Origin of the sequence: Streptomyces sp. Tu 3180, assembly GCF_009852415.1 — a bacterium.
Lineage (GTDB): Bacteria > Actinomycetota > Actinomycetes > Streptomycetales > Streptomycetaceae > Streptomyces.
Genome location: NZ_WOXS01000002.1, coordinates 7,797,362 through 7,823,296, shown reverse-complemented (window position 1 = coordinate 7,823,296; position 25,935 = coordinate 7,797,362). Strand labels below are relative to the sequence as shown.

The 25,935-nt window shown below is 74.5% G+C and carries 21 protein-coding genes; 15 read left to right on the top strand and 6 right to left on the bottom strand.

Features of this window, described 5'->3' with window-relative positions; all coding sequences use genetic code 11:
* Positions 1-10 precede the first annotated feature (10 nt).
* Positions 11-2,455, bottom strand: a complete 2,445-nt coding sequence (locus GL259_RS35205) for a SpoIIE family protein phosphatase (RefSeq protein WP_159537544.1) — start codon at positions 2,453-2,455, stop codon at positions 11-13.
* A 337-nt stretch (positions 2,456-2,792) separates the two neighbouring features.
* On the opposite strand from GL259_RS35205, the gene GL259_RS35200 reads away from it, so the two are divergent.
* Entirely contained in the window at positions 2,793-4,937 is a 2,145-nt protein-coding gene (locus GL259_RS35200) for a SpoIIE family protein phosphatase (protein WP_159537542.1), read from the top strand.
* A gap of 78 nt (positions 4,938-5,015) precedes the next feature.
* Here the strand turns inward: GL259_RS35200 and GL259_RS35195 are convergent, their stop codons facing one another.
* A complete protein-coding gene (locus GL259_RS35195; RefSeq protein ID WP_159537540.1) occupies positions 5,016-6,296 on the bottom strand; it encodes a S1 family peptidase in 1,281 nt (426 codons plus the stop codon).
* Between the two features lie 184 nt (positions 6,297-6,480).
* On the opposite strand from GL259_RS35195, the gene GL259_RS35190 reads away from it, so the two are divergent.
* The 5 genes from GL259_RS35190 to GL259_RS35170 all read left to right on the top strand — a co-directional run bounded on the left by GL259_RS35190 (position 6,481) and on the right by GL259_RS35170 (position 13,544).
* Positions 6,481-6,894, top strand: coding sequence for a PaaI family thioesterase (locus GL259_RS35190; RefSeq protein ID WP_159537538.1), 414 nt, complete (start codon positions 6,481-6,483; stop codon positions 6,892-6,894).
* A 453-nt stretch (positions 6,895-7,347) separates the two neighbouring features.
* Positions 7,348-7,563, top strand: a complete 216-nt coding sequence (locus GL259_RS35185) for a type A2 lantipeptide (protein WP_159537536.1) — start codon at positions 7,348-7,350, stop codon at positions 7,561-7,563.
* Positions 7,564-7,691: 128 nt separating this feature from the next.
* Positions 7,692-8,498, top strand: coding sequence for an HlyD family efflux transporter periplasmic adaptor subunit (locus GL259_RS35180; RefSeq protein ID WP_159537534.1), 807 nt, complete (start codon positions 7,692-7,694; stop codon positions 8,496-8,498).
* Complete coding sequence (locus tag GL259_RS35175; RefSeq protein ID WP_159537532.1) at positions 8,495-10,717, top strand: NHLP family bacteriocin export ABC transporter peptidase/permease/ATPase subunit; 2,223 nt, start codon at positions 8,495-8,497, stop codon at positions 10,715-10,717. The genes GL259_RS35180 and GL259_RS35175 overlap by 4 nt, the downstream gene beginning before the upstream one ends.
* Before the next feature lies 1 nt (position 10,718).
* Positions 10,719-13,544, top strand: a complete 2,826-nt coding sequence (locus GL259_RS35170) for an NHLP bacteriocin export ABC transporter permease/ATPase subunit (protein WP_159537530.1) — start codon at positions 10,719-10,721, stop codon at positions 13,542-13,544.
* Positions 13,545-13,622: 78 nt separating this feature from the next.
* On the opposite strand, the gene GL259_RS35165 is transcribed toward GL259_RS35170, so the two are convergent.
* Positions 13,623-15,074 (bottom strand): FAD-dependent oxidoreductase, encoded by a 1,452-nt coding sequence (locus tag GL259_RS35165; protein ID WP_159537528.1) that lies wholly within the window; start codon positions 15,072-15,074, stop codon positions 13,623-13,625.
* Between the two features lie 713 nt (positions 15,075-15,787).
* Here GL259_RS35165 and GL259_RS35160 point away from each other — a divergent pair.
* From GL259_RS35160 to GL259_RS37825, 3 genes are read left to right on the top strand one after another with little or no spacing between them, the layout of a single operon-like run.
* Positions 15,788-16,282: an erythromycin esterase family protein gene (locus tag GL259_RS35160; RefSeq protein WP_159539217.1), complete on the top strand. Its 495-nt coding sequence runs from the start codon at positions 15,788-15,790 to the stop codon at positions 16,280-16,282.
* Between the two features lie 55 nt (positions 16,283-16,337).
* Positions 16,338-17,357 (top strand): Ppx/GppA family phosphatase, encoded by a 1,020-nt coding sequence (locus GL259_RS35155; RefSeq protein ID WP_159537526.1) that lies wholly within the window; start codon positions 16,338-16,340, stop codon positions 17,355-17,357.
* A gap of 60 nt (positions 17,358-17,417) precedes the next feature.
* Positions 17,418-17,594, top strand: coding sequence for a hypothetical protein (locus tag GL259_RS37825; protein WP_166461600.1), 177 nt, complete (start codon positions 17,418-17,420; stop codon positions 17,592-17,594).
* A gap of 12 nt (positions 17,595-17,606) precedes the next feature.
* On the opposite strand, the gene GL259_RS35150 is transcribed toward GL259_RS37825, so the two are convergent.
* Entirely contained in the window at positions 17,607-18,215 is a 609-nt protein-coding gene (locus GL259_RS35150; RefSeq protein ID WP_159537524.1) for a flavodoxin family protein, read from the bottom strand.
* A gap of 80 nt (positions 18,216-18,295) precedes the next feature.
* On the opposite strand from GL259_RS35150, the gene GL259_RS35145 reads away from it, so the two are divergent.
* The 3 genes from GL259_RS35145 to GL259_RS35135 are packed head-to-tail and all read left to right on the top strand — an operon-like array spanning position 18,296 to position 20,180.
* Entirely contained in the window at positions 18,296-19,282 is a 987-nt protein-coding gene (locus tag GL259_RS35145) for an iron-containing redox enzyme family protein (RefSeq protein WP_159537522.1), read from the top strand.
* Between the two features lie 57 nt (positions 19,283-19,339).
* A complete protein-coding gene (locus tag GL259_RS35140; protein WP_243762486.1) occupies positions 19,340-19,984 on the top strand; it encodes a HemK2/MTQ2 family protein methyltransferase in 645 nt (214 codons plus the stop codon).
* Positions 19,965-20,180: a CDGSH iron-sulfur domain-containing protein gene (locus GL259_RS35135; protein ID WP_159537518.1), complete on the top strand. Its 216-nt coding sequence runs from the start codon at positions 19,965-19,967 to the stop codon at positions 20,178-20,180. The genes GL259_RS35140 and GL259_RS35135 overlap by 20 nt, the downstream gene beginning before the upstream one ends.
* 236 nt (positions 20,181-20,416) lie before the next feature.
* Here GL259_RS35135 and GL259_RS35130 read toward each other — a convergent pair whose 3' ends face one another.
* Positions 20,417-20,851 (bottom strand): subtilase-type protease inhibitor, encoded by a 435-nt coding sequence (locus GL259_RS35130; protein WP_159537516.1) that lies wholly within the window; start codon positions 20,849-20,851, stop codon positions 20,417-20,419.
* A 324-nt stretch (positions 20,852-21,175) separates the two neighbouring features.
* On the opposite strand from GL259_RS35130, the gene GL259_RS35125 reads away from it, so the two are divergent.
* The 3 genes from GL259_RS35125 to GL259_RS35115 all read left to right on the top strand — a co-directional run bounded on the left by GL259_RS35125 (position 21,176) and on the right by GL259_RS35115 (position 23,726).
* Entirely contained in the window at positions 21,176-21,736 is a 561-nt protein-coding gene (locus tag GL259_RS35125) for a hypothetical protein (protein ID WP_159537514.1), read from the top strand.
* A 36-nt stretch (positions 21,737-21,772) separates the two neighbouring features.
* Positions 21,773-22,468 carry an alpha/beta hydrolase gene (locus tag GL259_RS35120; protein WP_159537512.1) on the top strand — a complete coding sequence of 232 codons (696 nt, stop codon included), beginning with the start codon at positions 21,773-21,775 and terminating at the stop codon, positions 22,466-22,468.
* A gap of 88 nt (positions 22,469-22,556) precedes the next feature.
* Positions 22,557-23,726, top strand: coding sequence for a lactate 2-monooxygenase (locus tag GL259_RS35115; protein ID WP_159537510.1), 1,170 nt, complete (start codon positions 22,557-22,559; stop codon positions 23,724-23,726).
* 56 nt (positions 23,727-23,782) lie between these two features.
* Here GL259_RS35115 and GL259_RS35110 read toward each other — a convergent pair whose 3' ends face one another.
* Positions 23,783-25,423 (bottom strand): RICIN domain-containing protein, encoded by a 1,641-nt coding sequence (locus tag GL259_RS35110; RefSeq protein WP_159537508.1) that lies wholly within the window; start codon positions 25,421-25,423, stop codon positions 23,783-23,785.
* Positions 25,424-25,935 lie beyond the last annotated feature (512 nt).

Genomic DNA, 25,935 nt, shown 5'->3' with positions numbered 1-25,935 from the left:
CTGCGGGGTCTCACCCCCGCAGGACGAACTCCGCCCACACCTGCTTGCCCCCGCTGACCGGAAGCGTCCCCCACGCCGCCGCCACCGCCTCGACGAGCAGGATGCCCCGGCCCCCCGTGGCCTCCCAGTTGATGCTGGTGGGCTTGACGGGGGTGCGGGGCGAGGCGTCGGCGACGGCCAGGCGCAGCCGGTCGTTGATCAGGGTGAGGTCGAGGCGGACCTGGCCGTCGGTGTGCACCAGGGCGTTGGTGACCAGCTCGGAGACGGCGAGCAGCGCCGCGTCGAGGTCCTCGGTCACCCCCCAGGAGCGCAGGGTGCGCCGGGCGAAGCGGCGGGCGTGCCCGACCGCCTGGGGCACCCGCCACACCGTCCAGCTCTCCCGCAGCGGGCGCGTGGCCATGCCGTCGTACCGCACGAGCAGCAGGGCGACGTCGTCACTGCGCGGGGCGTCGCCGAGCAGGGCGTCCGCGACGAGCCCCGGGTGGGCGGGATCGGCGGCGGACAGGTGCCGGGCGAGGCGGTCCATGCCCTCGTCGATGTCGGTGTCGGCGGACTCCACCAGGCCGTCCGTGGTGAGGGCGACCATCGTGCCGGGCCGGAGCCTGATCGGGCTCATGGGGAACTCGGCCTGGGCCATCACCCCGAGCGGCGGGCCGCCCTCGGCCTCCATGGTCTCGGTGGAGCCGTCCGGGTGGCGCACCACCGGCGGCAGGTGTCCGGCGCGTACGTACCAGGCGAACCCCTCCTCCATGTCGATGTCGACATAGCAACAGGTGGCGAAGAGGTCGGTCTCCATGTCGACGAGCAGCCGGTTGGCGCGGGACACCACCACGTCCGGGGGGTGGCCCTCGACGGCGTAGGCGCGCAGCGCGGTGCGCATCTGGCCCATGAGGGTGGCGGCGCCGGCACTGTGGCCCTGGACGTCGCCGATGACGAGGGCGACGTGGTTGTCCGGCAGCGGGATCACGTCGTACCAGTCACCGCCGAGCTCCAGACCGGCCGTGCTGGGCAGGTAGCGGGCGACCGCGACCGCGCCCGGCAGCCGGGGCAGGCGGCGCGGCAGCAGCTGGCGCTGGAGCATGCCGACCAGCTCGTGCTCGGCGTCGAAGGCGCGGGCCCGCATCAGCGCCTGTCCGGCGAGTCCGGCGGCCGCCGTGAGCAGGGCGCGCTCGTCGGCGCCGAAGTCGTGCGGGGCGTCCCAGCCGATCAGACAGGCGCCGGCCATGCGGTTCCCGGCGGGCAGCGGCAGCACGGCCAGGCCGCCCGGGCCGACCTCGGCGAGGGCGGTCTCCAGGGGGGAGCCCTCGGGCCACAGGGCGGCGCGGCCCTCGCGCAGCGCGGCGGCGAGGGTGGGCATGGTGCGCACGGGCGCGTCGGGCCACTCGGTGCGCCACTCCGCGCGCCACAGCTGCGGCCACGCCTCCGGCTCCGGCGGGTCGAGGACGGTGACGACGAGCCGGTCGCTCTCCAGCTCGGCGAGCGCGATCCGGTCGGCCCGCAGCGGCCGGCGCAGCGCGGCGACCACGGCCTTGCCGACGTCGTGCACGGTGACCGCGGTGGCCAGCGCGGCGGCGAGCCGCTGGACCCGGGCGACGTCCGTGATGTCGGAGCGCAGCGTGGAGGCGTCGGCTACGGAGCCCACGAGGCGGGCCGGGCGTCCCTCGCCGCCGGGTATCAGCCGGCCGCGCAGCCGCAGCCACCTGGGCGGGCCGGCGGGCTGCAGCACCCGGAACTCCAGTTCCCGCTCGCCGATCGACATGTGGTCGGCCTCGACCACGGACATCAGCGAGGGCAGGTCCTCCGGCACGGTCAGGCCCAGCAGCGTCTCCACCCGTCCGTCGAAGTCGTCCGGGTCGAGGCCGAACAGGTCCAGGATGTCCTCGCCCACCCGGACCCGGCCGGTGTCCATGGCCAGGCTGAAGGCGCCCGGCGGCAGGTCACCGCCGTCGACGGCCGCGGGTACCGCGGGGAAGGCGAGCCGGTCGGCGACGAGATCGAGGCTGAGGCGGTCGTCGGCGTCGAAACCGCCGGGGTGCTCGCTCACCGCGAGCAGGCAGCCGCCGCCGCGCAGGGGCAGGGCCGCCAGGAAGAAGGCGCGGCTCGGCACGCGCCGCGACTGGGCCTGCGCGGCGAGGTCCTCCGGACCGAGCCACACCGGCCGCCCGCTCCGGTGGGCCTCGGCCGCCGGGGAACGCCCGGCGACGGGATAGCTGTCGCGCACCCCGCACAGGGTCCTCGGCACTCCGACGGACTCCACGAGGCACAGCAGCTCACCGTCCGCACCGGGCGTGTACACGGCGGCGAACGCCGCGCCGGCGAAGACGAGGACCTGCTCCAGGACCCTGCGCGTCCGCTCGGGGGTTTCCCGGTCGGCCGCGATCGCCCTCAGAGCGCCTTCCGCACGCAGCGTTCTCGTGCTGCGTCCCGCAGCGCCCTCACCGACCACGTTGGCCATTACAGCGCTTATGGGACCCCTGCGCAGCCCCTGTGAGCGGTCCGGGGCCGCTCACAGGAGCGGCGGGCGCGCGTCACGCGTCGCCCGCGCGTGGGGCGGCGCTCCGCCCTGTGGCACGCCCCCCGGGGGGGGACTCCTCCCGGCGCCCGCGGCGCGGTGCCGGGGCGGGAGGTGACGGGTGGGGCGCCGCCCTCCGGAGCGGGCGGCGAGGCGTCCGCGGCCCGGGCGCACGACCCCGTTCCGCGCCGTTCCCCGCCGCTCGCGGTGCGCGACGGCCCGGCAGGGAGGAGATTGGGTCCCGGGGGCGGTGGCACGGCCGTGCGAGGAGGTGGTCGGCGTGTCCGAGGGGCAGACGTCCGCGCGGGCGCCGGCGGGTGCGAGGACGCCGGTCGGCCGTCCGATGCTGTCCCTGACGCTGGCCTCGATGATGGACGAGGTGCACGCCCACTCGGGGGCGGTGTACCTGCTCTCGCCGGACCACCCCGTGCTGGAGATGGCGGTGATGGCCGGACTCCCCCGCGCGTTCGCGGCTCCGTGGGAGCGGGTGGGCCTGAGCGCCCCGATCCCGGTGTCGGACGCGGTGCGCGAGCGGCGGCTGGTCTGGGTCGGCGGCGAGGAGGAGATGGCGCGCCGCTATCCCCGGATCGCCGTGGTGCTGCCGTACCCCTTCTCGCTGGCGGCGCTGCCGGTGGCGACCGCGACCAGGGCGTACGGCGCGGTCTTCGTGACCTGGCCCGGCACCCACCCGCAGGAGCTGTCCGACCGGGAGCGCGATCACCTGACCGCCGCCTGCGACCGGCTGGCGGTGCGGCTGGAGCGGGCCGCCGAGCAGAGTCTGCCCCTGCCGCCCGAACCGGACCTGGTGGCCGCACCGCTGGTGGGGGGCGTGGCCGGCACGCTCGGCACGGTGGAGGCGGCGCGGATGGTGTCGCGGCTGCCGTACGGCCTGTGCTCGCTCGACGTGCACGGGCGGGTCGGCTTCGCCAACGCCGCCGCGGCCGAGCTGCTGGGCGTCCCGGTCGCCCGGCTGCTCGGCGCCCATCTGTGGGCGTCGGTGCCGTGGCTGAACGATCCCGTGTACGAGGACCGGTACCGGGCCGCGCTGTTCAGCCAGCACGTCACCTCCTTCGTGGCGCTGCGTCCGCCCGGCGAGTGGCTGTCCTTCCGGCTGTACCCGAGCACGACCGGGCTGAGCGTCCGCATCAGCCGGGCGCGCGCGGTGACGGAGATGAACCGCACCGCGCCGCGGCCCGGGCCCACCTCGACGCGTCTGGTCACCATCTCCCAGGTGCTGAGCCTGGCCGGTGCGCTGACCGAGGCGGTCGGGGTGCAGGACGTGGTGCAGCTGGTCGCGGACGAGATCGCGCCGGCGGTGGGCAGCCAGGGGCTGGTGGTCCTCGGTTCACGGGCGGGCCGGCTGCGGGTGCTGGGGCACCGCGGTTACGCGGATCCGCAGGTCGTGGAGCGGTTCGACGGGAGGCCGCTGTCGGAGCCGATCCCGGGCAGCCAGGTGCTGCGCACCGGCGTGCCCGCGTTCTTCGGGACCCGTGAGGAGATCGAGCGCCTGTATCCGGCGCTGCTCGTGAACCCCTCCGAGTTCTCCGCGTGGGCGTACCTGCCGCTGATCGCCTCGGGGCGCCCGGTGGGGACGTGCGTGCTGTCGTACTCGGCACCGCACCACTTCGCGACGGAGGAGCGGGCGGTGCTCACCTCCCTGGCCGGGCTGATCGCCCAGGCGCTGGAGCGGGCCCTGCTCTACGACACCAAGCACCGGCTCGCGCACGGGCTGCAGGAGGCGCTGCTGCCGCACACGCTGCCGTCGCTGGCCGGGATCGAGGCGGCCGCCCGCTACCTGCCGGCCACGCAGGGCATGGAGATCGGGGGCGACTTCTACGACCTGGTGCCGACGCGGGGCACGGCGGCGGCGGTGATCGGGGACGTCCAGGGGCACAACGTGACGGCGGCCGGGCTGATGGGGCAGGTCCGCACGGCCGTGCGCGCGTACACGGCCGTCGGGCAGCCGCCCGAGGAGGTCATGCGCAGCACCAACCGGCTGCTGCTCGACCTGGGTTCCGAGCTGTTCGCGAGCTGTCTGTACCTGCGGCTCGATCCCGCGCGCGGGCGGGCCGTGATGTCCCGTGCGGGTCATCCGCCGCCGCTGCTGCGCAGGCCGGACGGGCGGGTGCGGGTGCTGGACCTCGCGGGCGGGCCGCTGCTGGGCATCGTCGGCCCGGCGGCCTATCCGTCGACCGAGGTCGCCTTCTCCCCCGGTTCGCTGCTCGTCCTCTACACCGACGGCCTGGTCGAGTCCCCCGGCACCGACTTCGAGGACGCCCTCGCCGACCTGGGCCGCCGCCTCACCGATCTCGGCGACCGCCCCCTGGACGACCTCGCCGACGCCCTGGTCCGGCACGCCGCGGACGCGGAGGGCCGCCTGGACGACATCGCGCTGCTGCTGCTCCGGGCGCTGCCGCGGGGCTGATCCTCGATCGCCGGACCCGGCCCCACCACGGCTGGGTGGCGGGACCGGGTCCGGGGGCGCCGTGCCGCTGAGGCGCCGTCAGTGGGACCGGGCCGGACCGGAGCCCTCCACGGCGTCCTGGCCGGCTCCCGCACCGGCCCCCTCGCCGCCTGCCTGGTCACCCGCGCCGGCCCCCTCGCCACCGGCCTCCTGACCGCCGGCCTCCTCGCCGGCACCCGCCTGGTCGCCGGCGCCCGCGCCGCCGGCTCCGAGGGTCGCTCCGACCGCCGCCAGGGCCGTGGTGACCGGCTGGAAGAACGTCTCGCCGCCCACGGTGCAGTCGCCGCTGCCGCCCGAGGTCAGGCCGATGGCGAGACCGTCCCGGGTGAACATCGAGCCGCCGCTGTCGCCGGGCTCGGCGCAGACGTCGGTCTGGATGAGACCGGTGACCGTGCCCTCCGGGTAGTTCACCGTGGCGTTCAGACCGAGCACCCGGCCGTCGGCGAGGCCGGTGGTGCTGCCCATCCGGAACACCTCCTGGCCGACGGTGGCCTCCGCCGCCCGGGAGACCGGGACCGTCTGGTCGCCGAGGTCGACCTCGCCGGGCGCCCGGGTCGCGGGGTCGTCGTACCTGACGAGCGCGAAGTCCCCCTCGCCGGGGAAGACGGCCTGGTCGACGGTGGCGATCGGCTGCCCGCCCTGGCTGTCCGACCACCGGTCGCCCGCGAGGGCGCAGTGACCGGCGGTCAGGAAGGCGGGCGAGCCGTCGCCCGCGGTGACGTTGAAGCCGAGGGAGCAGCGGGAACCGCCGGCGAAGATGGCATCGCCGCCCGAGGCGAACGTCTTGAACGTGCCCGCGGACTTCTTGACGGTCGCCATGCCGGGGCCGAGGCTCCGCACGGTGGACTCCAGCCGGTCCCACTCGTCGCCGGTGACGGTGCTGTCGGCGGTGACCAGGATCTTGTTGGTGCGCGGGTCGACGGCCCACGAGGTGCCGGGGATGGTCGCCCTCGCCTTGAGCGTCCGCGCTCCGGCCTCCAGCTCGGCCATGCTGTTGTCGACCTCGCGGACGGCCGCGCCCGCCTTCTCGGCCAGCACGATCACGTTGTTGTCGTCGCCCGGTACCACGTTGACGACGAGCTGCTGCTTGTCGCCGTCGTAGTAGGAGCCGGCGAACGCGTCGCCGAGGAGCCCGGCGAGCTGCGAGGCGAGATCCGAGGCGTCCGTCGCCTTCAGGGTCCTCGGCGCGGCCGCGGCGCCGTCCGACGCGCCGTCCTGCGACGCGTTGGCGTTCGGGAGCAGGATCGCGGCCGCACCGAGTGCCACCACGCTGCCCGCCGCTATCGCGGCCTTGCGCTTCGGAATTCGCTTGTGACTCAAACTTCTCGACCTCCTGGGGGACCGGAGTCGCGCCGCCGTTCGGCGGCCGTCGGGGGCGCCTGGACGGCTGGTGGTACGCACGGGCCCCGTGGGGCGTTCAATCCCGGTGCGGGGACGCTCTCCTGACGGCGGGAAACCACCGGCTGCCGCATCCGGCCCACGCGCGGCGGGAACGATCCCCCTCATGACGATGAACGCTGCGGAGGCCGACAAGGTCCTCTCCGCCAACTTCGCCCCCTGGGTCCTCGAACTCGGCCTGTCCGTGGAGGTGCTGGGCGGCGACCGCGCGGTCCTGCGGCTGCCCTGGTCGCGGCGGCTGGCCCGGGAGGGCGGTGCGCTGTCGGGGCAGGCGCTGATGGCCGCCGCCGACACGGCGACCGTGATCGCCGTGTCGGCCGCCCGGGGTGCCTACGTGCCCATGACGACGGTCCAGCAGTCGACGTCCTTCCAGCGCGCGGTGACCGGTTCGGACGTCCTGGTCGAGGCGGTGCTCACCAAGATCGGCCGCCGGATGGCGTTCGCCGACATCACGATGACCGCCGAGGAGTCGGGGCTCGTCGCCGCCCGCGCGAGCACGGTCTACGCGCTCCTGGGCTGACACGGTGCGCGACGCGGTGTGAGCGGAGGGTCACGGCCAGGGAGCGGAGTCTCGGCTTCAGCGAATCTGCACATCGAATGCCCAAGCCGGTCACCGGAGCCCGGATCCCTCCACACGCCGAAGGGGCGGCCACGCCTTTGGGGCCGGTGTGCCGGATTCCGCTCCGAGGGGCGCAAGCGACCGGGCGGGGCGATGCGGTGGGGCATGTGAAGAAGTCGCCATCGAGCCGTGCCCTCGTCTGCACGCTTGGACGCCGGCGCGGCGCAAGTTGCCTGGTGGGACGTTTGGTTGATTGGAAGCCCGTGCCCGCGGCGTGCTTTGATCCATCGCACCGCAAGGCCGTTCCGGGCTCCCGGCGACGGGCGTTCGGCGCCCGCGGTCGCGGCCTTCGTCTGTCCCCCAGAGGGGGCCGCTCCCCCCTTGTGAAATATCCATACGAAGGGAAGTTCCATCATGAACTCCACCCCCCAGGTCGAGACCGCCGAGATCTCCGACGCCGACCTCGACAGCGTCTCCGGCGGCCTGTCCGTGAACGCCGTGAACACCCTCACGGGCGCGGTGGACAGCATCGCCCCGGTCTCCGCCCTGGTCGACACGGCCGTCGGCACCGTCGAGGGTGTCACCGGCCTGAACACCGCCCCGGTCACGAACCTGGTCGCCGGTCTCTGATCGCGCCCTCGTGTCACTGAGTCCCGGAGCCGCCCCCGGCTCCGGGACTCGGCGGTGCCGTCGCCTCTCCGGCCGGCGCGCCGGCGCCCGCAGTACGTCGTTCAGTTCACGCAGGTGGGGGAAGACCCGTGCAGTTCCGCCAACAGGCCCTCGCCAGGCTCCAGTCGCCGGAGGAGCTCGACCTCCCGGTGCGCTTCGCCCGGCCGCAGGGCTGGCTGGTGCTGTCCGTGACGGTGGTCGCGATGGCGGCCGCCTCGGTGTGGGCGGTGACCGGATCGGTTTCCTCCACGGTCAGCGCGCCCGCCGTTCTCACGTACGGACAGGGCAGTTACGTCCTGCAGAGCCCCGTCGCCGGTCAGGTCACCGCCGTCCTCGCCGAGGAGGGCGAGCGACTGCCCGCCGGCTCCCCCGTCCTGAAGGTGCGCACCGCCCGGGGCGACACCGTGGTGCGGACCCTCGACGCGGGCCGGATCACCGCGCTCGCCGCCAGTGTCGGGCAGATCATCCGGACCGGCGCGAACGTCGCCGCCGTGGAGAAGGTCTCCCGCGCGAAGGCCCCGCTGTACGCGACGGTGTACGTCCCCGCCGAGAACGCCGCCGGCATCCCCGCGCACGCCCCCGTCGACCTGACCGTGCAGTCGGTGCCGAGCCAGGAGTACGGCGTGCTGCGCGGCGAGGTGAAGTCGGTGGACCGCTCGGCCCGGTCCGCCCAGCAGATCGCCGCGTTCCTCGGCGACAGCCGGCTCGGCGAGCAGTTCACCGAGGAGGGAAGGCCGGTGGCCGTCACGGTCGAGCTGGAGAGGTCGTCCGCCACCGAGAGCGGCTACGCGTGGTCCTCCGCGGACGGCCCGCCGTTCCCGCTCACCTCGATGACCCTGGCCACGGGTTCGATCCGGCTGGCCGACCGGCGTCCCGTCGATTGGCTGCTGCCGTGACCACCACCCAGGAGACCCGCGGCAGGCGCCGTGCCGCCCCGCCGAAGCGCGAGGTGCCCAGGTCCCGGGCGAAGACCGTCCGTACGCCCACCGTGCTCCAGATGGAGGCGGTGGAGTGCGGCGCCGCCTCCCTCGCGATGGTGCTCGGCCACTACGGCCGCCATGTCCCGCTGGAGGAGCTGCGCATCGCCTGCGGTGTCTCGCGGGACGGCTCGCGCGCCAGCAACCTGCTGAAGGCGGCCCGTGGGTACGGGCTGACCGCCAAGGGCATGCAGATGGACCTGGCCGCCCTCGCCGAGGTGAGCGCGCCGGCCATCCTGTTCTGGGAGTTCAACCACTACGTCGTCTACGACGGCATGGGCCGCCGGTTCGGCCGCCGCGGGGTGTTCATCAACGACCCCGGCAAGGGCCGCCGGTTCGTCCCCCTGGAGGAGTTCGACGGCAGCTTCACCGGGGTCGTCCTGGTGATGGAGCCCGGCGAGGACTTCACCCGGGGCGGCCGCAGGCCGGGCGTGCTCGGCGCGATGCCGGCCCGGCTGCGCGGTACCGCCGGGACGATGCCCGCCGTGGTGCTGTCGAGCCTGCTGCTGGTCGCGGTCGGCGCGGCGGTGCCCGGACTGAGCCGCACCTTCATCGACGAGTTCCTGATCGGCGAGCGGACCTCGATGCTGGGCGTGCTGTTCGCGTCGATGGGCGCGTGCGTACTGCTCACGTTGGTGCTGACCTGGCTCCAGCAGGCCAATCTGCTGCACGGCCGGATCATCTCCTCCACGCTCTCCAGCGCCCGTTTCCTGCGCCATCTGCTGCGCCTGCCGGTGACGTTCTTCTCCCAGCGCAGCCCGGCCGACCTGGTGCAGCGGCTGCAGTCCAACGACGCGGTGGCCGAGACGCTGGCCCGCGACCTGTCGGCGGCGGGCGTGGACGCGGTGGTGGTCGTGCTGTACGCGGTGCTGCTGTACACGTACGACCCGCAGCTGACCTTCGTGGGCATCGGGGTGGCGCTGCTGAACATCGTGGCGGTGCGGATCGTCATCCGGTTGCGCGCCACCCGTACCGCGAAGCTGCGCGCGGACACGGCGCGGCTCACCAACACGGCCTACACCGGTCTGCAGCTGATCGAGACGATGAAGGCGACCGGCGGGGAGGACGGCTACTTCCGCAAGTGGGCCGGGCAGCACGCCACGACCCTGGAGGAGCAGCAGCGGCTCGGCGTGCCGAGCGCCTGGCTCGGCATCGTCGCGCCGACGCTCGCCACCCTCAACAGCGCGCTGATCCTGTGGATCGGCGGCGTGCGGGCGGTCGAGGGGCACATCTCGGTCGGTCTGCTGGTCGCGTTCCAGGCGCTGGTCGCCCGGTTCACCGCCCCGCTGACCCGGCTCAACGGCGTGGCGGGCCGGATCCAGGACTTCGCCGCGGACGTGGCCCGGCTGAAGGACGTGGAGAACTTCCGGGCGGACCCGCTCTACGGCCGTCCCGGCGCCGGTGGGTCGACGCGCCGTCTGGACGGCCACGTCGAGCTGCAGAACCTCACCTTCGGCTACAACCCGCTGGACAAGCCGCTGCTGACCGGGTTCGACCTGACCGTGGGTCCCGGGCAGCAGGTGGCGCTGGTCGGCGGCTCCGGCAGCGGCAAGTCCACGGTGTCCCGGCTGATCTCGGGTCTGTACACGCCGTGGGAGGGCGTGATCCGGATCGACGGGCAGCGCATCGAGGACATCCCGCGCGGGGCGCTGGCCGCGTCCGTCTCCTTCGTCGACCAGGACGTGTTCCTGTTCGAGGGGACCGTCCGCGACAACGTGGCGCTGTGGGACCCGTCGATCCCGGACGAGGCCGTGGTGGAGGCGCTCAGGGACGCGGCGCTGTACGACGTGATCATGCGCCGGCCGGGCGGCATCCACAGCCCGGTCGAGCAGGACGGCCGGAACTTCTCCGGCGGTCAGCGCCAGCGCCTGGAGATCGCGCGGGCCCTGGTGCGGCGGCCGAGCATCCTGGTGCTGGACGAGGTGACCAGCGCGCTGGACGCCGAGACGGAGCTGGTCGTGATGGACAACCTGCGCCGGCGGGGCTGCGCCTGTGTGGTGATCGCGCACCGGCTGAGCACGGTGCGCGACAGCGACGAGATCGTCGTCCTGGACCACGGCACGGTCGTGGAACGCGGACGGCACGAGGAACTGGTGGCGCGCGGCGGCGCGTACGCGGCGCTGGTCAGGGAGCGATGAGATGACGACCGTGCACGAGAGCCAGGGCGGCGACCTCGTCCTGGGCGCGCTCGGCTCGCTGGGCACGCCGATCGACTGCGCCGGGTTCAGCCGCCTGGACCTGGAAGGGCCGCAGGTGCTGTGGCTCATCGCGGCGGGCGCGGTGGACCTGTTCGCGGTCGACGCCGAGCGGCAGGGCCACTGGCACCATCTGGGCCGGCTGGAGGCGGGGGCACTGGTGCTGGGTCCGGTGGCCGGTCCGACGCACACGCTGGTGGCGCGCCCGCTGCGGGACTGCGTGGTGCACCGCATCGGCCTGCGCGAGCTGTACCAGCCGGCCGGCACCCAGACCTGGTCCTACGACGAGTACGGCAACCCGCAGTACGTGCCGCCGACGACGAGCCCGCTGGAGTACGCCCTCGCGCTCGGCGCGGGCCGCGGTCTGTCGGTGCTGTTCCAGGCGCCGATGGCCACCGAGCGGGCCGCGGCCCCCACCGACGACGACGTCCTCTGGATGCAGGTGCCGCCGGGCAGCGTGCAGTACGGCTCGCTGTACGGCGCGGAGGCCGCGGCCGACCTGCTGATGGACCCGGCCCTGTGGCAGAGCATGGTCGACCAGCAGTACCGGCTGATGACCACGCTGGACCGGTGGATCGAGCAGCTGGAACACACCCACGAGACGCGCACCGCCGAGGGCATCAAGGCCGGTGAGGCGGTGCGGGTCCAGGCCGACCGGACGCTGCTCGCCTCCATCGGCAAGCGGTCGGGGCGGCGCACCACGGCGGCCGACGCGGACGCCACGTACGCGGCGTGCGAGCTGGTCGCCCGGGCGGCCGGCATCCCGCTCGCCGCGCCCGCGCAGGCCGGCACCGGCGGGGACCGGCTCGATCCGGTCGAGCGGGTCGCCCTGGCCTCCCGGGTCCGCACCCGCGTGGTGCGGCTGTCCGGCCGCTGGTGGCGGGACGACGTCGGCCCGCTGGTGGGCCACCGGGCCCTGTCCGGCGCCCCGGTGGCGCTGCTGTGGCGGCGCGGCGGCTACGTGGCGGTGCATCCCGCGACCGGCAGGGAGACACCGGTCGAGAAGGCGAACGCCGAGGAGTTCGAGCCCCGCGCGGTGATGTTCTACCGCCCGCTGCCCGAGCGCCGCCTGAGCCCGCTGGGGCTGCTGCGGTTCTGCATGACGGGGACGCGCGGTGATCTGGCCGGCCTGCTGCTGAGCGGCCTGGTGACGGTGGCGCTCGGGGCCCTGGTGCCCCTCGCGACCGGCAAGGTGCTCGGCGAGTTCGTGCCGAGGGCGCGGACCGACCTGATCGTGCAGGTGTGCCTCGCGGTGATCCTGAGCAGCGTGGTGGCCGCCGCCTTCATGCTGCTGCAGAACCTCACGCTGCTGCGCCTGGAGGGCCGGGTGGAGGCGACGCTCCAGCCGGCCGTCTGGGACAGGCTGCTGCGGCTGCCGACCCGCTTCTTCACCGAGCGGTCGACCGGTGAGCTGGCGAGCGCCGCCATGGGCATCAGCGCGATCCGCCGGCTGCTGGCCGGGGTCGGTCCCACGGTGGCGCAGTCGGTCACCGTGGGCGCCGTGAACCTGGGGCTGCTGCTGTGGTTCAGCGTGCCGATGGCGCTGGCCGCGATCGGGATGCTGGTCGTCGTCGCGGGCGTGTTCCTGGGGCTCGGACTGTGGCAGGTGCGCTGGCAGCGGCGCCTGGTGGTGCTCACCAACAAGCTGAACAACCAGGCCTTCCAGACCCTGCGCGGCCTGCCGAAGCTGCGGGTGGCCGCGGCGGAGAACTACGCGTACGCCGCCTGGGCGTCCGAGTTCGCCCGCAGCCGCGAGCTCCAGCAGAGGGCGGGCCGGATCAAGAACCTGACGGCGGTGCTGGGCGCGGTCTACCTGCCGCTGTGCACGCTGGCGATGTTCATGCTCCTCGCGGGCCCGGCGCGCGGCTCGATGACGGCGGCCGAGTTCCTCACCTTCAGCACGTCGATGACGATGGTGCTCACCTCGGTCACCCAGCTGACCGGCGCGTTCGTCTCCGGGGTGGCCGCGCTGCCGCTGTTCGAGCAGATCAAGCCGGTGCTGGACGCCACGCCCGAGGTGCGCGCGGCGAGCACCCGGCCGGGCCCGCTGACCGGGGCGATCGAGGCGCGGCGGCTGTCCTTCCGCTACTCCGACGACGGTCCGCTGGTCCTCGACGACGTGTCCTTCGAGGTGCGTCCCGGCGAGTTCGTGGCGATCGTCGGGCCGAGCGGCTGCGGCAAGTCCACCCTGCTGCGACTGCTGATCGGCTTCGACAGGCCCGTGTCCGGCAGCGTGCTGTACGACGGCCAGGACCTGGCCGCCCTGGACCGGTCGGCGGTGCGCCGACAGTGCGGGGTGGTGCTCCAGCACGCCCAGCCGTTCACCGGTTCCGTCCTGGACGTCATCTGCGGCACCGAGGCGTACACGCCCGAGGAGGCGATGGCGGCGGCCGAGATGGCGGGGCTCGCCGAGGACATCAGGCGCATGCCGATGGGGCTGCACACCATCGTCTCGGGCGGCGGCGCGGTCTCCGGCGGTCAGCGGCAGCGGCTGATGATCGCCCAGGCGCTGATCCGCCGGCCGCGGATCCTCTTCTTCGACGAGGCGACCAGCGCCCTGGACAACGCGACGCAGCGCACGGTGATCGAGAGCACCAAGGCCCTGCGGGCGACCCGGATCGTCATCGCGCACCGGCTGTCGACGGTGCTGGACGCGGACCGGGTCGTGGTGATGGAGGACGGCAAGGTGGTGCAGCAGGGCCCGCCCGCCCTGCTGCTCGCCGACACGAACGGCCGGCTGTACGAGCTGGTGCGGCGGCAGCTGGCGTGACGGGGAGCCGGGGACCGTGCGCCGGGGCCGGAGGGGGCCGGCGCCGTCCCGCCCGAAGGGGGGTGCCGGGTCCTCCCCTCAGCCGCGTACGGGCGGGTGGTCGGTGCCGTCGATCCGCAGGCGGGCGCCCTGGCGCAGCAGTTCCTGCTGGACGAGGGAGTGCGGCAGGTCCCGTGGGACGCGCCCGAGGCGGGTGGCCAGTGCCGCGCAGACGCCGGCCGCCTGACCGGTGGCCATCGCGATCGGCATGACCCGGTACGAGGAGTGCGCCACGTGCGTGCCGGAGATGCAGCGGCCGGCCACCAGCAGCCGGTCCGTCTCCCGGGGCAGCAGACAGCGCAGCGGAATGTCGTAGAAGCGGCCGGCGGGCACGCGTTTGAGGACGGTGCCGGTGCCCCTGGGGTTGTGGATGTCGACCGGGTAGGCGCCGTGCGCGACGACGTCCGGGAAGGGCTGCGCGGCCAGGATGTCGTGTCCGGTCAGCTTGTAGTCGCCCAGCACCCGGCGGGTCTCGCGGACACCGATGTGGGTGCCGCTCTGCACCACGTAGGAGTCCTCGAAGCCCGGTACGTGGTGGCGCAGGAAGCGGTCGATCTGCTCGAGCTGGCGGCGGCCGGCGTACTCGGCACGGGTGAGGTCCCACACGTCGGTGCCGAACGCCCTCGTGACGCGCGTGCTGTTGACGCTGACCTCGCCGGAATGGGGGGTGCCGAAGAACAGGATGTCCTCGCGCGGGAGCTCGAGCTCACCGTCCGCCGTGGCCTCCTTGACGAGGTCCCACAGTCCGTGCACGCCGCGCCACTGGTCGGGGTGCTCGCGGACGTACTCGGCGAACCGCGGCTGCGCGAAGTCCGCGACCCGGAACATGAGCGTCATCGGCTGCACCAGCCCGTCCTCGGGCCGGCCGACCTCGTACAGCGCTCCGCAGGAGGCGGCGACGTCGCCGTCACCGGTGGCGTCCACGACCACACCGGCGTCGATCACCACCGGTCCCGACTTGGTCTCGAAGACCACGCGCCAGCCGTCGTCCAGCGGCAGCGCGGCGGAGGCGAAGGAGTGGAACAGCATCCGCACCCCGGACTCGTCGAGCAGGTCCAGCAGGACCAGCTTGAAGACCTCCGGGTCGAACGGCACGGTGTAGCCGGTCTCCGGGGAGGGCGGGACGCAACCGCCGCGCTCGGTGAGCCGGTCCAGCAGCCGCCACAGGACTCCCGCGACCACCGGCTCGCCCTCGCCGTGGTCGGTGGGCAGCAGCCGGGTGCCGTCACCGGACCCGTCGAACACGGCCTGCTTGTGCTCGTTGTGGAAGGACATCAGCGGCATGACCAGGGCCACGGTCGCGTTGCCGCCGAGGAACCCGTAGCGCTCCACCAGCACCACCCCGGCCCCGGCGTCGGCCGCGGCGAGCGCGGCGCCGCATCCGGCGGGGCCGCCGCCGACCACCAGGACGTCGGTGCGGCCCGCGTGCAGGGCGGACCGCGGCGGCAGGGTGACGGTGCGGACCCGGTCGGGCGGTTCCAGGATGGGCATCGGGCGTCTCCCGTCGGCTCTCCTCGGGCCGCGTCGTGCGGTTCCGTCCGGGACGGCTCCGCCCGCGGCTCCCGCGGCTCACGGACGTCACCGGGCCGCTGCCCGGTGACGTGTGCACTGCTCGCGCCCCTCACGCCGTTCACCGCGTCCGCGGCGTCGGGACGGTCGGTCCGTCGTGGGAACCGGGGACGCCGACGCGCGGGCCGGTCCGGCCGGGGAGCGGGTGCGGATGCTGGGCGGCTGTGGTCATCCGCGCACTCCCGTCGCGTCGGGTTCGGTGGGCACAGGATGTCGGTGCGGGACGCCGCACGCGGCCTGCGCGGGCGGCCGGATCCGTACGTGCGGGGTGCCCTCGCGCACCCCCGGCAAACACCCGGCGGGGCCCGCGTCCGCTGCCGTCCCCCGCGCGGCTGCGGTGCGTACGCGCCGCCGCCACGGATACCCGCGCGGCGCACGCCGCCCGGTCGCGGGAGAGGCGGACGGGACGATCTCCGGTACGGCGCCCGCGGGCGGGGCGGCGCTCCCCGGCGGTCCGGCGGCCCCGGCGGGCCGCCGGCGACCGGTGTCGGATCCGTCCCGGACCAGGGAGGAGCCGATGAGTGTCCCGGCTGAGGCCTCCGCCGCGCGCGACGGGCTCGGGCGCATCCGGGACGACGCCCTGCCACTGAGCGGCCCCGGCTCGCTCGACGCCCTGATGGACCGCATCGGGAGCGCTGCTCGCCGAGGTGCGCCGCGCGTCGGCACGGACGGAGGCCCCGGAGGACCTGGCGGAGTTCTCCGCCCGGCAGAACGCCGAGGCGCCGGCCGGGGCCGAGGCCCACTACCGGGCGATGGTGGGCGGCGGCCCGGAGTCGTGGAACACCCGCGACCGGCACATGGCCGACACGCTCGACCGGCTCATGACCCACCACGGCGCCGGCGCCAAGGCGGTGGTGTGGGAGCACAACACCCACGTCGGGGACGCCCGGGCCACCGACATGGCCGACGCCGGGACGGTCGACGTCGGGCGGCTCGTGCGCGAGCGCAATCCCGTCGGCGACGTGGTGCTGGTGGGGTTCGGCTCGTACGAGGGCACCGTGACGGCCGCGGACTTCCGGGGCGCGCCTCCCCGCGTCATGCGCGTCCCGCCGGCCCGTCCGGCGCCCGGCCCCCGCACGGGAAGGGATCAACAGGAGGTCACCGTCCGGTCACACAGGGGGCACGTATGAGTCGTCCACCGCTTCCCGTCCGTTGGCCCGGGCGGTAAGTGGGTACCCACGGGCCATGCGAACCAGCGTGGTGGATGTCGGATCGAAGACCGTCAGACTCGTCGTCGCGGACGCGGAGGGCGGGGTGCCGCTGCCGGTGCACACGGCCAAGTGGCCGATCCGGCTGTCCGAGCAGGTCACGCCCGGGCTCCCGATACCGGAGCAGGCGGTGGAGCGGCTCGTCGACGCCGTGGCGGCGGCGGACCGTGCCGCCGCGCGGTGGGGTGCCTCCGGCCCGCTGGCGTTCGCGACGGCCGTGGTGCGCGGCGCGCCGAACCGGCAGGAGGTGCTGCGCGCGGTCCGGGACCGGACGGGCGTCGAGCTGTGCACCCTGCCGGGCGAGGTCGAGGCCGAGCTCACCTTCCTCGGGGCGCGCCGCTGGATGGGCTGGCGTTCCGGACCGCTCGCCCTGCTGGACATCGGCGGGGGTTCGCTGGAGGTCGCCTTCGGGCGCGGCCGGCTGCCCGACTTCGTGGCCTCGCTGCCGCTGGGCGCGGGCCGGCTGACCCACGAGTACTTCGAGGACCGGGACCCGCCCTCCCCGGAGCAGCTGCGGGCGCTGCGCCGCAGGATCCGCCACCAGCTGCGGGACGCGGCGGCGCGGATCCGCTGGGAGGGGCCGCGCACGGCGGTCGCCACCTCCCGCACCTTCCAGCAGCTGGGACGGCTGTGCGGGGCCGCGCCCGGGCGGCACGGACCTTTCGTGGAGCGGGAGTTGTCCTGCGCCGACCTGCGGGAGGCGATCGGCCGCCTGGCCGCGCTGCCCGCCGCCGAGCGCTCCCGGCTGCCCGGCATCTCCGCCCCGCGCGCCGCGCAGAGCCTGGCCGGCGCGGTCGTCGCGCACACGGCGATGAAGCTGACCGGGCTCCGGACGGTGACCATCTGCCCCTGGGCGCTGCGCGAGGGGGTGCTGCTGCGCCACATCGAGGACGGCCCGTCCTGGTGGGCGGAGGTCACCCGGCTCAACGAGGAGGCGGTCCCCGCCGATCCGGTGCCGCTGCACCTCGCCACCGCGCGCGGCCGGACCCGGCCGTGACCGCACGACGCACGTCCTGACCGGCACCGGCGGGACGAGTACCGACGAAGGGAGACACCTGTGTCCGAGCACGACGACCGCAAGGAACCCCGGACGGCCGTCGAGGAGGTGCTGCGCGAGGTCGAGGAGGCCGAGCGCCGCACCCGGGAGGAATCCGCCGGGCGCGGCCACCGGGGCGAGGCCGGGGAGGCCGTCACGCCCAACACCGAGGCGCAGGAGGAGTCCCGGGGGGACTGACGGACGTCCCGGCTACTGCGGCGGCGGCCCGAGCGGCCGTGCCTCCAGGGCTCGGGCCACCCCGAGCAGGTTGGCGGCCATGGCGCGGGCGGTCCTGCGCGACCAGTCGTGGCCGCTCCCGCCCTCGAGGAAGCTGGGGCCCGGGCCGGGGCCCTGGTTCCAGTAGGTCCACGCCTGGCCGGGGATGGTGTAGCCGATGTCCTGCAGGCCGCCGGTGATCTCGCTGATCACGTGGTGGGCGCCGTCCTCGTTGCCGGTGACGACGACGCCCGCCACCCGGTTGTAGGCGACCGGCCGGCCCTCGTCGTCCGTCTCGGACAGCATGGCGTCCATCCGCTCCAGGACCCGTTTGGCGACCGACGACGGCTGGCCGAGCCAGGTCGGCGAGGCGATGACGAGGATCTCGGACTCGAGGATCTTCGCGCGGACCTCCGGCCAGGCGTCGCCCTCGTGCACGGCCTCGCTGACCACGCCCGGGGCGATGTCCAGGTCGACCGCGCGGACGACGTCGACCTCCACGCCGTCCTTCTGCAGGTGCTCGGTGACGGCGCGGAAGAGCGCCTCGGTGTTGGAGGTCTCCGGTGACCTCTTGAGGGTGCAATTGATCACGAGTGCCTTCACACCGGCACAAAATACTCCCGGAGCGGGCCACCGGGCGGACAGGCGGGGTGGCCCGGCGCGGCCCGGGTACACGGGGGCGCATGGAACACCTGAGCGAAGAACCCCGGCTGCCCTCGCCCCGCGGCCCCCTCAGCTCCGCCGTCCAGGAGTATCTGCGGGGCACCGGCCCGCTGCCCGCGCCCGGGCAGGCGGCGGCCGCCCCCGCGTACGGCGACGATCTCCAGCTCGCCCTGTACCTGTGCTACGAACTGCACTACCGCGGTTTCGCGGGCGTGGCGCCCGGCCTCGAATGGGACCCGGAGCTGCTGCGGACCCGTGCCGCCCTGGAGGACCGCTTCCTCACCGCCCTGCGCGCGGACGTCCCGCGGCGCGACGGCGTCGACGACGCGCTCGCCGGGATCCTGGTGGAGCCGGTGGACGGCACCGGCGTCAGCCACTTCCTGCGGGACGAGGGCGAGCTGTGGCACGTGCGCGAGTACGCCGCGCAGCGGTCGCTGTACCACCTGAAGGAGGCCGACCCGCACGCCTGGGTGCTGCCCCGGCTGCGGGGGCGCGCCAAGGCGGCGATGGCGGCGGTGGAGTTCGACGAGTACGGCGGCGGCCGCCCCGACCGGGTGCACGCCCGCCTGTTCGCCGACCTGATGACGGACCTGGGCCTGGACACGACGTACGGCCGCTACCTGGACGCCGCGTGCGCCGAGCTCCTGGTCACGGTGAACCTCATGTCGCTCTTCGGGCTGCACCGCTCCCTCAGGGGCGCCCTGGTGGGCCACTTCGCGGCGGTCGAGATCACCTCCTCGCCGGGTTCCCGGCGGCTCGCCGAGGCGATGCGCCGCACCGGCGCGGGCCCGGCCGCCGAGCACTTCTACGACGAGCACGTGGAGGCGGACGCGGTGCACGAGCAGGTGGTCCGCCACGACGTCATCGCCGGTCTGCTGGAGGACGAGCCGCATCTCGCCGCGGACGTCGCCTTCGGCGTCGACGCCACGGTGTTCACGGAGGACCGGCTCGGCGACCGGCTGCTCTCCGACTGGCGGGCGGGCCGGTCGTCGCTGCGTACCCCCTGACCCAGGAGTTCGCTCATGTCTCTTGAACCCGTGGGTACCCGGGGGTTTGTGAATCTCATGGCACCCCCGGGCGTGTACGCCCCTCAGGAGGACACCGAGCTGCTGGCCGGCGCCCTGTCCGACGAGCCGGTCCCGCCGGGCGCGGACGTTCTCGACGTGGGGACCGGATCCGGTGCCCTGGCCCTGGAGGCCGCCCGCCGCGGCACACGCGTGACCGCGGTCGACGTCTCGTGGCGGGCGGTGTGCGCCACGCGGCTGAACGCGCTGGCGGCAGGGGTCCAGGTGCGGGTACGGCGCGGAAACCTGTTCGAGCCGGTGCGGGGGCGGTCGTTCGATCTGATCCTCGCCAATCCCCCGTACGTTCCGGCGCCCGGCGGCGAGAGGCCGCCGCGCGGTGCCGCCCGGGCCTGGGACGCGGGCGGTGACGGGCGGCTCGTGCTGGACCGGATCTGCCGGGAGGCGCCGGCGCTGCTGCGGCCCGGCGGTGTGCTGCTGCTCGTGCAGTCCGCGCTCAGCGGTCCCGACCTGACCCTCGGCCACCTGCGGGAGGCCGGGATGAAGGCCGCGGTGACCCGGCGCCGGCACATTTCGTTCGGTCCGGTGCTGCGGGCCAGGGAACGCTGGCTGCGGGAGCGTGGGCTGCTGCCGCCGGCCGAGGACAAGGAAGAGCTGGTGGTGATCCGTGCCGAACTCCCCGTCTGACGCCCCGCGTCGCGTCACCGTCCAGCGCAAGGGCCCGCTGCTGGTGGAAGGACCGGTGGAGGTGGAGCTGGAGGACGGCACGATCGTGTCCTCCGACCGCTTCCGCGTGGCGCTGTGCACCTGCCGCCGCAGCCGGCGCCATCCGTGGTGCGACACCAGCCACCGGGACCGCACCCGCGGGTCCGAGGAGTCCTGAGACCTTCGTCCGGGGAGCCCCGGGGCCTTCGTCCGGGAAATCCTGAGGCCTTCGACGACGGGCCGCCGCGGCGCCGTGCGGCCCGGGGGCCGTGACGCCGCGGAAGCCGGAGGGCCGGCGGGCGGCCCCACTCCGCCCGCCGGCCTCCTTGCGCGGGATCGCACGCTCCGCGAGGGGGCCCGCACTCCCCAATCCGCGGGCCGCCGCGCGGTCACGGGAACCGTGCGATCCCGGTCTCAGAACGCGAAGACGCTCGAACCGTGAGCGTTCATCACGCACTCGTTGGAGAAGATCCGCTCGTAGGAGACGCGCTGCCCCTGCCACACCCCGTCGACGGTGACGACGACCGGGTCGTACTGCTTGGTGCAGAAGACGCCCTCCCTCATCGTCAGGGCGTCGAGGTCGCCGTCGACGCCGTTGAGTTCCGCACAGGCCGACGCGGCGGCCGGGTGGGTGCCCGAGGGTCCGGGGGCGCAGGTCAGGGTGGCCGCGCGTTCCGGCGTGGTGGTCAGCGCGCTCTCGCCGTGGCCCAGGGTGAGCACCAGGGCCGACGGGGCGTAGAGCGCGGAGGGGGCGCTTCCCGCAGCGGCCGACGCGGCCCCGGCCAGGGGTGCGCAGACGGCGGCGGCCGTGAGGCCGAGGGTGGTGGCCCAGCGCGCGGTGTTCCGCATTGTGTGCATCCTTCCGCTCGTGCAGACGAGTCGCCGGCCCGTGCTCGGTCGGTGCCGAACCGGCGAGCGGGAGTCTGCCGAGTCCGCGACGGAAACTCATCTCGACCGTGTGGATTTCAGTAACATTGCGTGTTGAATCAGTGGCGGGAAGTCACGGAAGATGTGGACGTCGCCCCTGTAACCGCACGGCCCCCGGGTGCGCGAAGTGGCCAGACGGCCGAAAATCGGCTGCTTCTTAATCGGCCTGAAACATTCCGATTCTGCCGTCGGCAGACCTTTCCGCGACCTCTTGTGTTCATGAAAGGCGCGCGTAATGGTCATTACATGATTACCAGCGAGCAACGAGAACGACTGCGGGGCTGGTTCGCGGGCCGGCTCCCCGACGATCTCTTCGAGGAGCTGACCGAGGTGACGGTCGACCGTGAGGAGATCACGGTGATCGGCCGCATCCCCGGCCCCCGGGCGGCCGAGGACGCTTCGCACGCCGAACGGGAGGCGGCGGTCGAGGGCCGGATCCAGGAGTTCCGGGAACGCACCCGCGAGGCCCGGATGGCGGTCGCCCGGGACGCCGAGCACCGCTTCGGCCGGAAGGTCTCCTGGGGCGTGGAGTGCGACGGCCGCCGCGCCCTGTTCACGCATGTGGCCGCGCCCGTCATGACCCGGCTGCGCCAGCCGGAGCGCCAGGTGCTCGACACCCTCATCGCGGGCGGGGTCGCCCGCAGCCGCAGCGAGGCGCTGGCCTGGTGCGTCCGCCTGGTCCAGCGGCACACCGACGACTGGCTCACCGAACTGCGCGAGTCCCTCGAACACGTCCAGCGGGTACGGGCCCAGGGCCCGGACTCCGGACCGGAGCGGGAGACGCCCGCCGCCGACGGCGACGAGTGAACGGCGTTGTCGGTGGCCCGCGTTACCGTGCCGGGCATGACTGATTTCGTGGTGGTGGCCGGTGCCTGGCTCGGTGCGTGGGCGTGGGAGGAGGTGACGGCCGAACTGCGCGCGGCCGGGCACGGGGCGCATCCGCTGACGCTGTCCGGGCTCGCGGAGAAACGGGGCCTGCCGGCGGGGCAGCAGACCCACGTCCGGGACGTCGTGGACGAGGTGGAGCGGCTCGGTCTGCGCGACGTCGTCCTCGTCGGGCACAGCTACTCCGGCGTCCCGGTCGGCCAGGCCGCCGAGCGGATCGGCGACCGGCTGAGGCGCGTGGTGTTCGTCGACGCCGCCGTCCCGGTGGACGGGGAGTCGTTCCTGTCGGGCTGGCCGAGCGACCCCGTGCGGCGCTCGATCGCCGAGCACGACGGCTTCTGGCCGCCCCCGGAGGCGGACGGCTTCGCGGGCCAGGGGCTGACGGACGACGGGATCGCCCGCCTCGTCGGCGGATCGACCCCGCACCCGGGCGCCACGCTCACCGAACCGGCCGTCCTCACCGGTCCGCTCGACGCGTTGCCGGCGACGTACGTCAAGTGCCTGCTGGACGGCGACGAGCCCCCGCCGGCCGCGGCGAAGCCGCTGGAGAGCGGGACGTGGGAGCCGGTGACGATGGACACCGGGCACTGGCCGATGTTCTCGCGGCCGCGCGCACTGGCCCGGATCCTGCACGAGGCGGCCGCCGGCCGCTGACCTCCCGGCCGTCCGGCGCTGGACGGACCCGCGCGTACTCGCCAGTATGCGTCGGGACGACGCGGCTCGAGGAGACAGGGCGGGACGGATGGCGAAGCACTGGGCGGACTTCCAGTACGAGATCTACCTGAACGGGATGACGGGTGCCGTGCCCCGGCTGCCCACGGACCTGACCCGGCTGGAGGAGCTGACCGAGCAGCGGCTCGGGCCGGGCCCGGTCGGCTACGTGGCGGGCAGCGCGGGGGACGGCAGTACGGCCCGCGCCAACCGGGCCGCGCTCGAGCGCCGCCGGATCGTCCCGCGCATGCTGCGGGACGTGCACGAACGCGACCTGTCGGTGGAGGTGCTGGGCCGCGCGCTGCCGGCGCCGCTGGCGCTGGCGCCGGTCGGGGTGCTGTCGATCATGCACCCGGACGCCGAGTCCGCCGCCGCCCGGGCCGCCGCCGCGCAGGGCGTTCCGTTCGTCCTGTCCTCCGCGTCCAGCACGCCGATGGAGCAGGTCGCCGAGGCGATGGGCGACGCGGAGCGCTGGTTCCAGCTGTACTGGCCGAAGGACCCCGAGGTGGCCCGGAGCTTCCTGGGCCGGGCGAGGGCCGCCGGGTTCACGGCGCTCGTCGTCACCCTGGACACCCCCCTGCTGTCCTGGCGGCCGCGCGACCTGGACCAGGCGTACCTGCCGTTCCTGCGCGGGGTGGGCACCGCCAACTACTTCTCGGACCCGGCCTTCCTGGCGGGGCTGGCCAAGCCGGTGCACGAGGACCCGGACGCGGCGGTGATGCACTTCGTCGGCATGTTCGCCGACCCGGCCAAGACCTGGCCGGACCTGGCGTTCCTGCGGGAGAACTGGGACGGCCCGATCGTCCTCAAGGGCGTGCTGCACCCGGACGACGCCCGGCTCGCCGCCGACGCGGGGATGGACGGCGTGGTGGTGTCCAACCACGGCGGCCGCCAGGTGGCCGGGTCGATCGCGGCGGCGGACGCGCTGCCCCGCGTGGCGCAGGCCGTCGGCGACCGGCTCACCGTGCTGTTCGACAGCGGGGTGCGCACCGGCGACGACGTCTTCAAGGCCCTCGCCCTCGGCGCGCGGGCGGTGCTGCTGGGCCGGCCGTACGTGTACGGACTGGGGCTCGACGGGCAGGCGGGCGTGGAGCACGTGATCCGCTGCCTGCTCGCCGAGCTGGACCTCACCCTCGCCCTGGCGGGGCATGCCGTGCCGGGCACGGTCGGGCCCGGCGACCTCGTGGAGGGGACCGCCTGACACGCCCGGGCCGGGTCCGCCGGGGCGGGCGACGGCCGCCCCGCCCCGGCGGGCGCTCACATCACCGGACGGGTCAGCTCCGCGTGGAGCGCGGCCGGTGTCCGGGTGCCGCTGATCGACAGGGAGCCCTCGGCGGTCCGCACCGGCTCCGCCGCCCAGCGCTGGTCCGCGGTCCGGCCGCGCACCTTGACGACGATGTCGGCGTTCGCGTCAAGGGCGGTCGGGGTGAGGGCCAGTTGTCCGTCCCAGCGGGGCAGCAGCTCGCCCTGCCCGGTGAGGTCGTAGCGCACGTCGTCGCCCCGCCGGTCGCCCCGGTCGGCGCAGGTGCCGAGGACCACGACACCGGCGTCCTTGTGCGAGTCCAGGCACAGACCGGGGTCGGCCACGCTGCGCAGCAGCCCGTCGTCCTCGTACGTCCACTGCTGGGTCCACCGGGCGGAGCACTCCGCCAGCCGGGCGCCGACGCCGTCCTGGGGCTCGCTCCGGATGTCGAGGCACAGGCCGGAGGCGACGTTGCGCAGCCGGGTGCGCTCCGGCGCCGTGGGGAGTCCGGCGGCGCCGGGCGGGGACACGGACGGCACGGAGGCGCCGCCCGCGACGCCGGTGGCTCCGGTCGGGTCGGCGCCGCCGCCGTCCGGCGTGGAGGACCCGGCGATGAGCACGCTCACCAGCACCCCGGCGGAGACGGCACCGAGGCCGGTGAGGAGCGTCCTGGTGGAGCGCACCGGGTCCGGGAGCGCGATGCCCGCGAGCCGGTCGGGAACGGGGATCCGGGACAGCAGGCGGTGGCGGCCGCTGCCGGAGGGCCCTCCGCCGCGCCGGTGCCCGCGGCGGGCGGCGCGGCCGCCGCGCGGACCCGACACCGCGCGGCCGGGGCGCGAGTCGAGATAGCGCCGGGCGCCCCAGCCGAGCACCGCCTCGGCCAGCAGCGTGCCCAGTCCGCCCTCGAAATGGCTGAGTTGTTCCGCCGCGTTCCGGCAGTGGCGGCACTCCGCCAGATGCTTCCGGACGTCCGGCAGCAGGGCCCCGCCCCGGCGGATGGGGACGTCGAGGAGGCGGTTGTAGAAGCGGCAGTCGTTCGTCGGTGACAGTTCCCGATGGGCTTGGACACAACCTTGACGGAATGTGTCACGTGCCCGTTCGAGTGCGCCCGACGCGATGTCGGGATCCATGCCGAGCAGACCGGCCGGGACGGAAATGGGTTCCGCCTCGACCTCGACGTGCCACAGCAGACAGCGCGCGAGTGCGGGCAGGGACCGGAATGCCCGCTGAGCGAGGGTGCGATTTTCCGGGGTCATGGTCGCCGCGGTGCGCATACCGCGTCCGCCGGCCGGTTTCCGCAGCGCGGGCAGAACACCGGTTATCCGATCGTCGGCGGCCCACTCCCGGACCGTGTCCCGCACGGCCACCAGCAGCGCCGGGCGCAGCGCGACGGCCGGCTCGCCGTGGGCGACCCGGTCCAGGACCCGGTGCAGGGCGGCTCCGGTGACCATCGCCGCGGTCGGCCCGGACGAGGCGAGGCAGACGACCGCGTAGTCGTGCACGGCCTGCCAGTGCCGCGCCGTCAGCAGCGCGACGGCACGGGCGGCTTCGCCCTCCGGACGGCCTCGCAACCGGGCGGCGAGGAGCTCGTCGGACTCCCCGGGGTCCCCGCCGGGCGGGGGATACGGAGGTCGAGGGGGGTGGGGGGTGGGCACTGAGATGGTTCCTTTCCCACGCGCAGTGACTCAGAAGTTCGACGCCGAAAAAGGGGGCTCCGAATGGTGCACACCTCTTTGGCGGGACGCGGAGGGCGAATTCACCGACGGCGAGCCGGCCCCGGTTCGTCAACTGGCATGTGACCCCGGCCTTTACCCCCCGCGCGGGTGGCTCACTCTCGCACAACCCGCACAGGACCAACAAGGCGGGTGAGCAAGATCTGCGCGTTGACAGAAAGTCAGAAAGGGAAGGCGGCCCGCACCTCTCGCACCCGCTTTCGACCTGGGTTTTCCCGCGGTTCACACCCGGGCGGCGAAAGGAGCGCCGGGAGCGCGGGCCGGGGCGCGCCGGGAGCGTTCCGCACCCCGTGTGAACTCCGCACATCCGCCGGGTGCGCCGCGCACGCTCCCGGCGCGCGCCGGAGCGTGGTCGACTGGTCACGGCCCTTCTCGGAGGTCACCGCACAGGACGGCGGCTCCCCTGCGCGCACGGCCGCCGGCCCAGCTCCCCC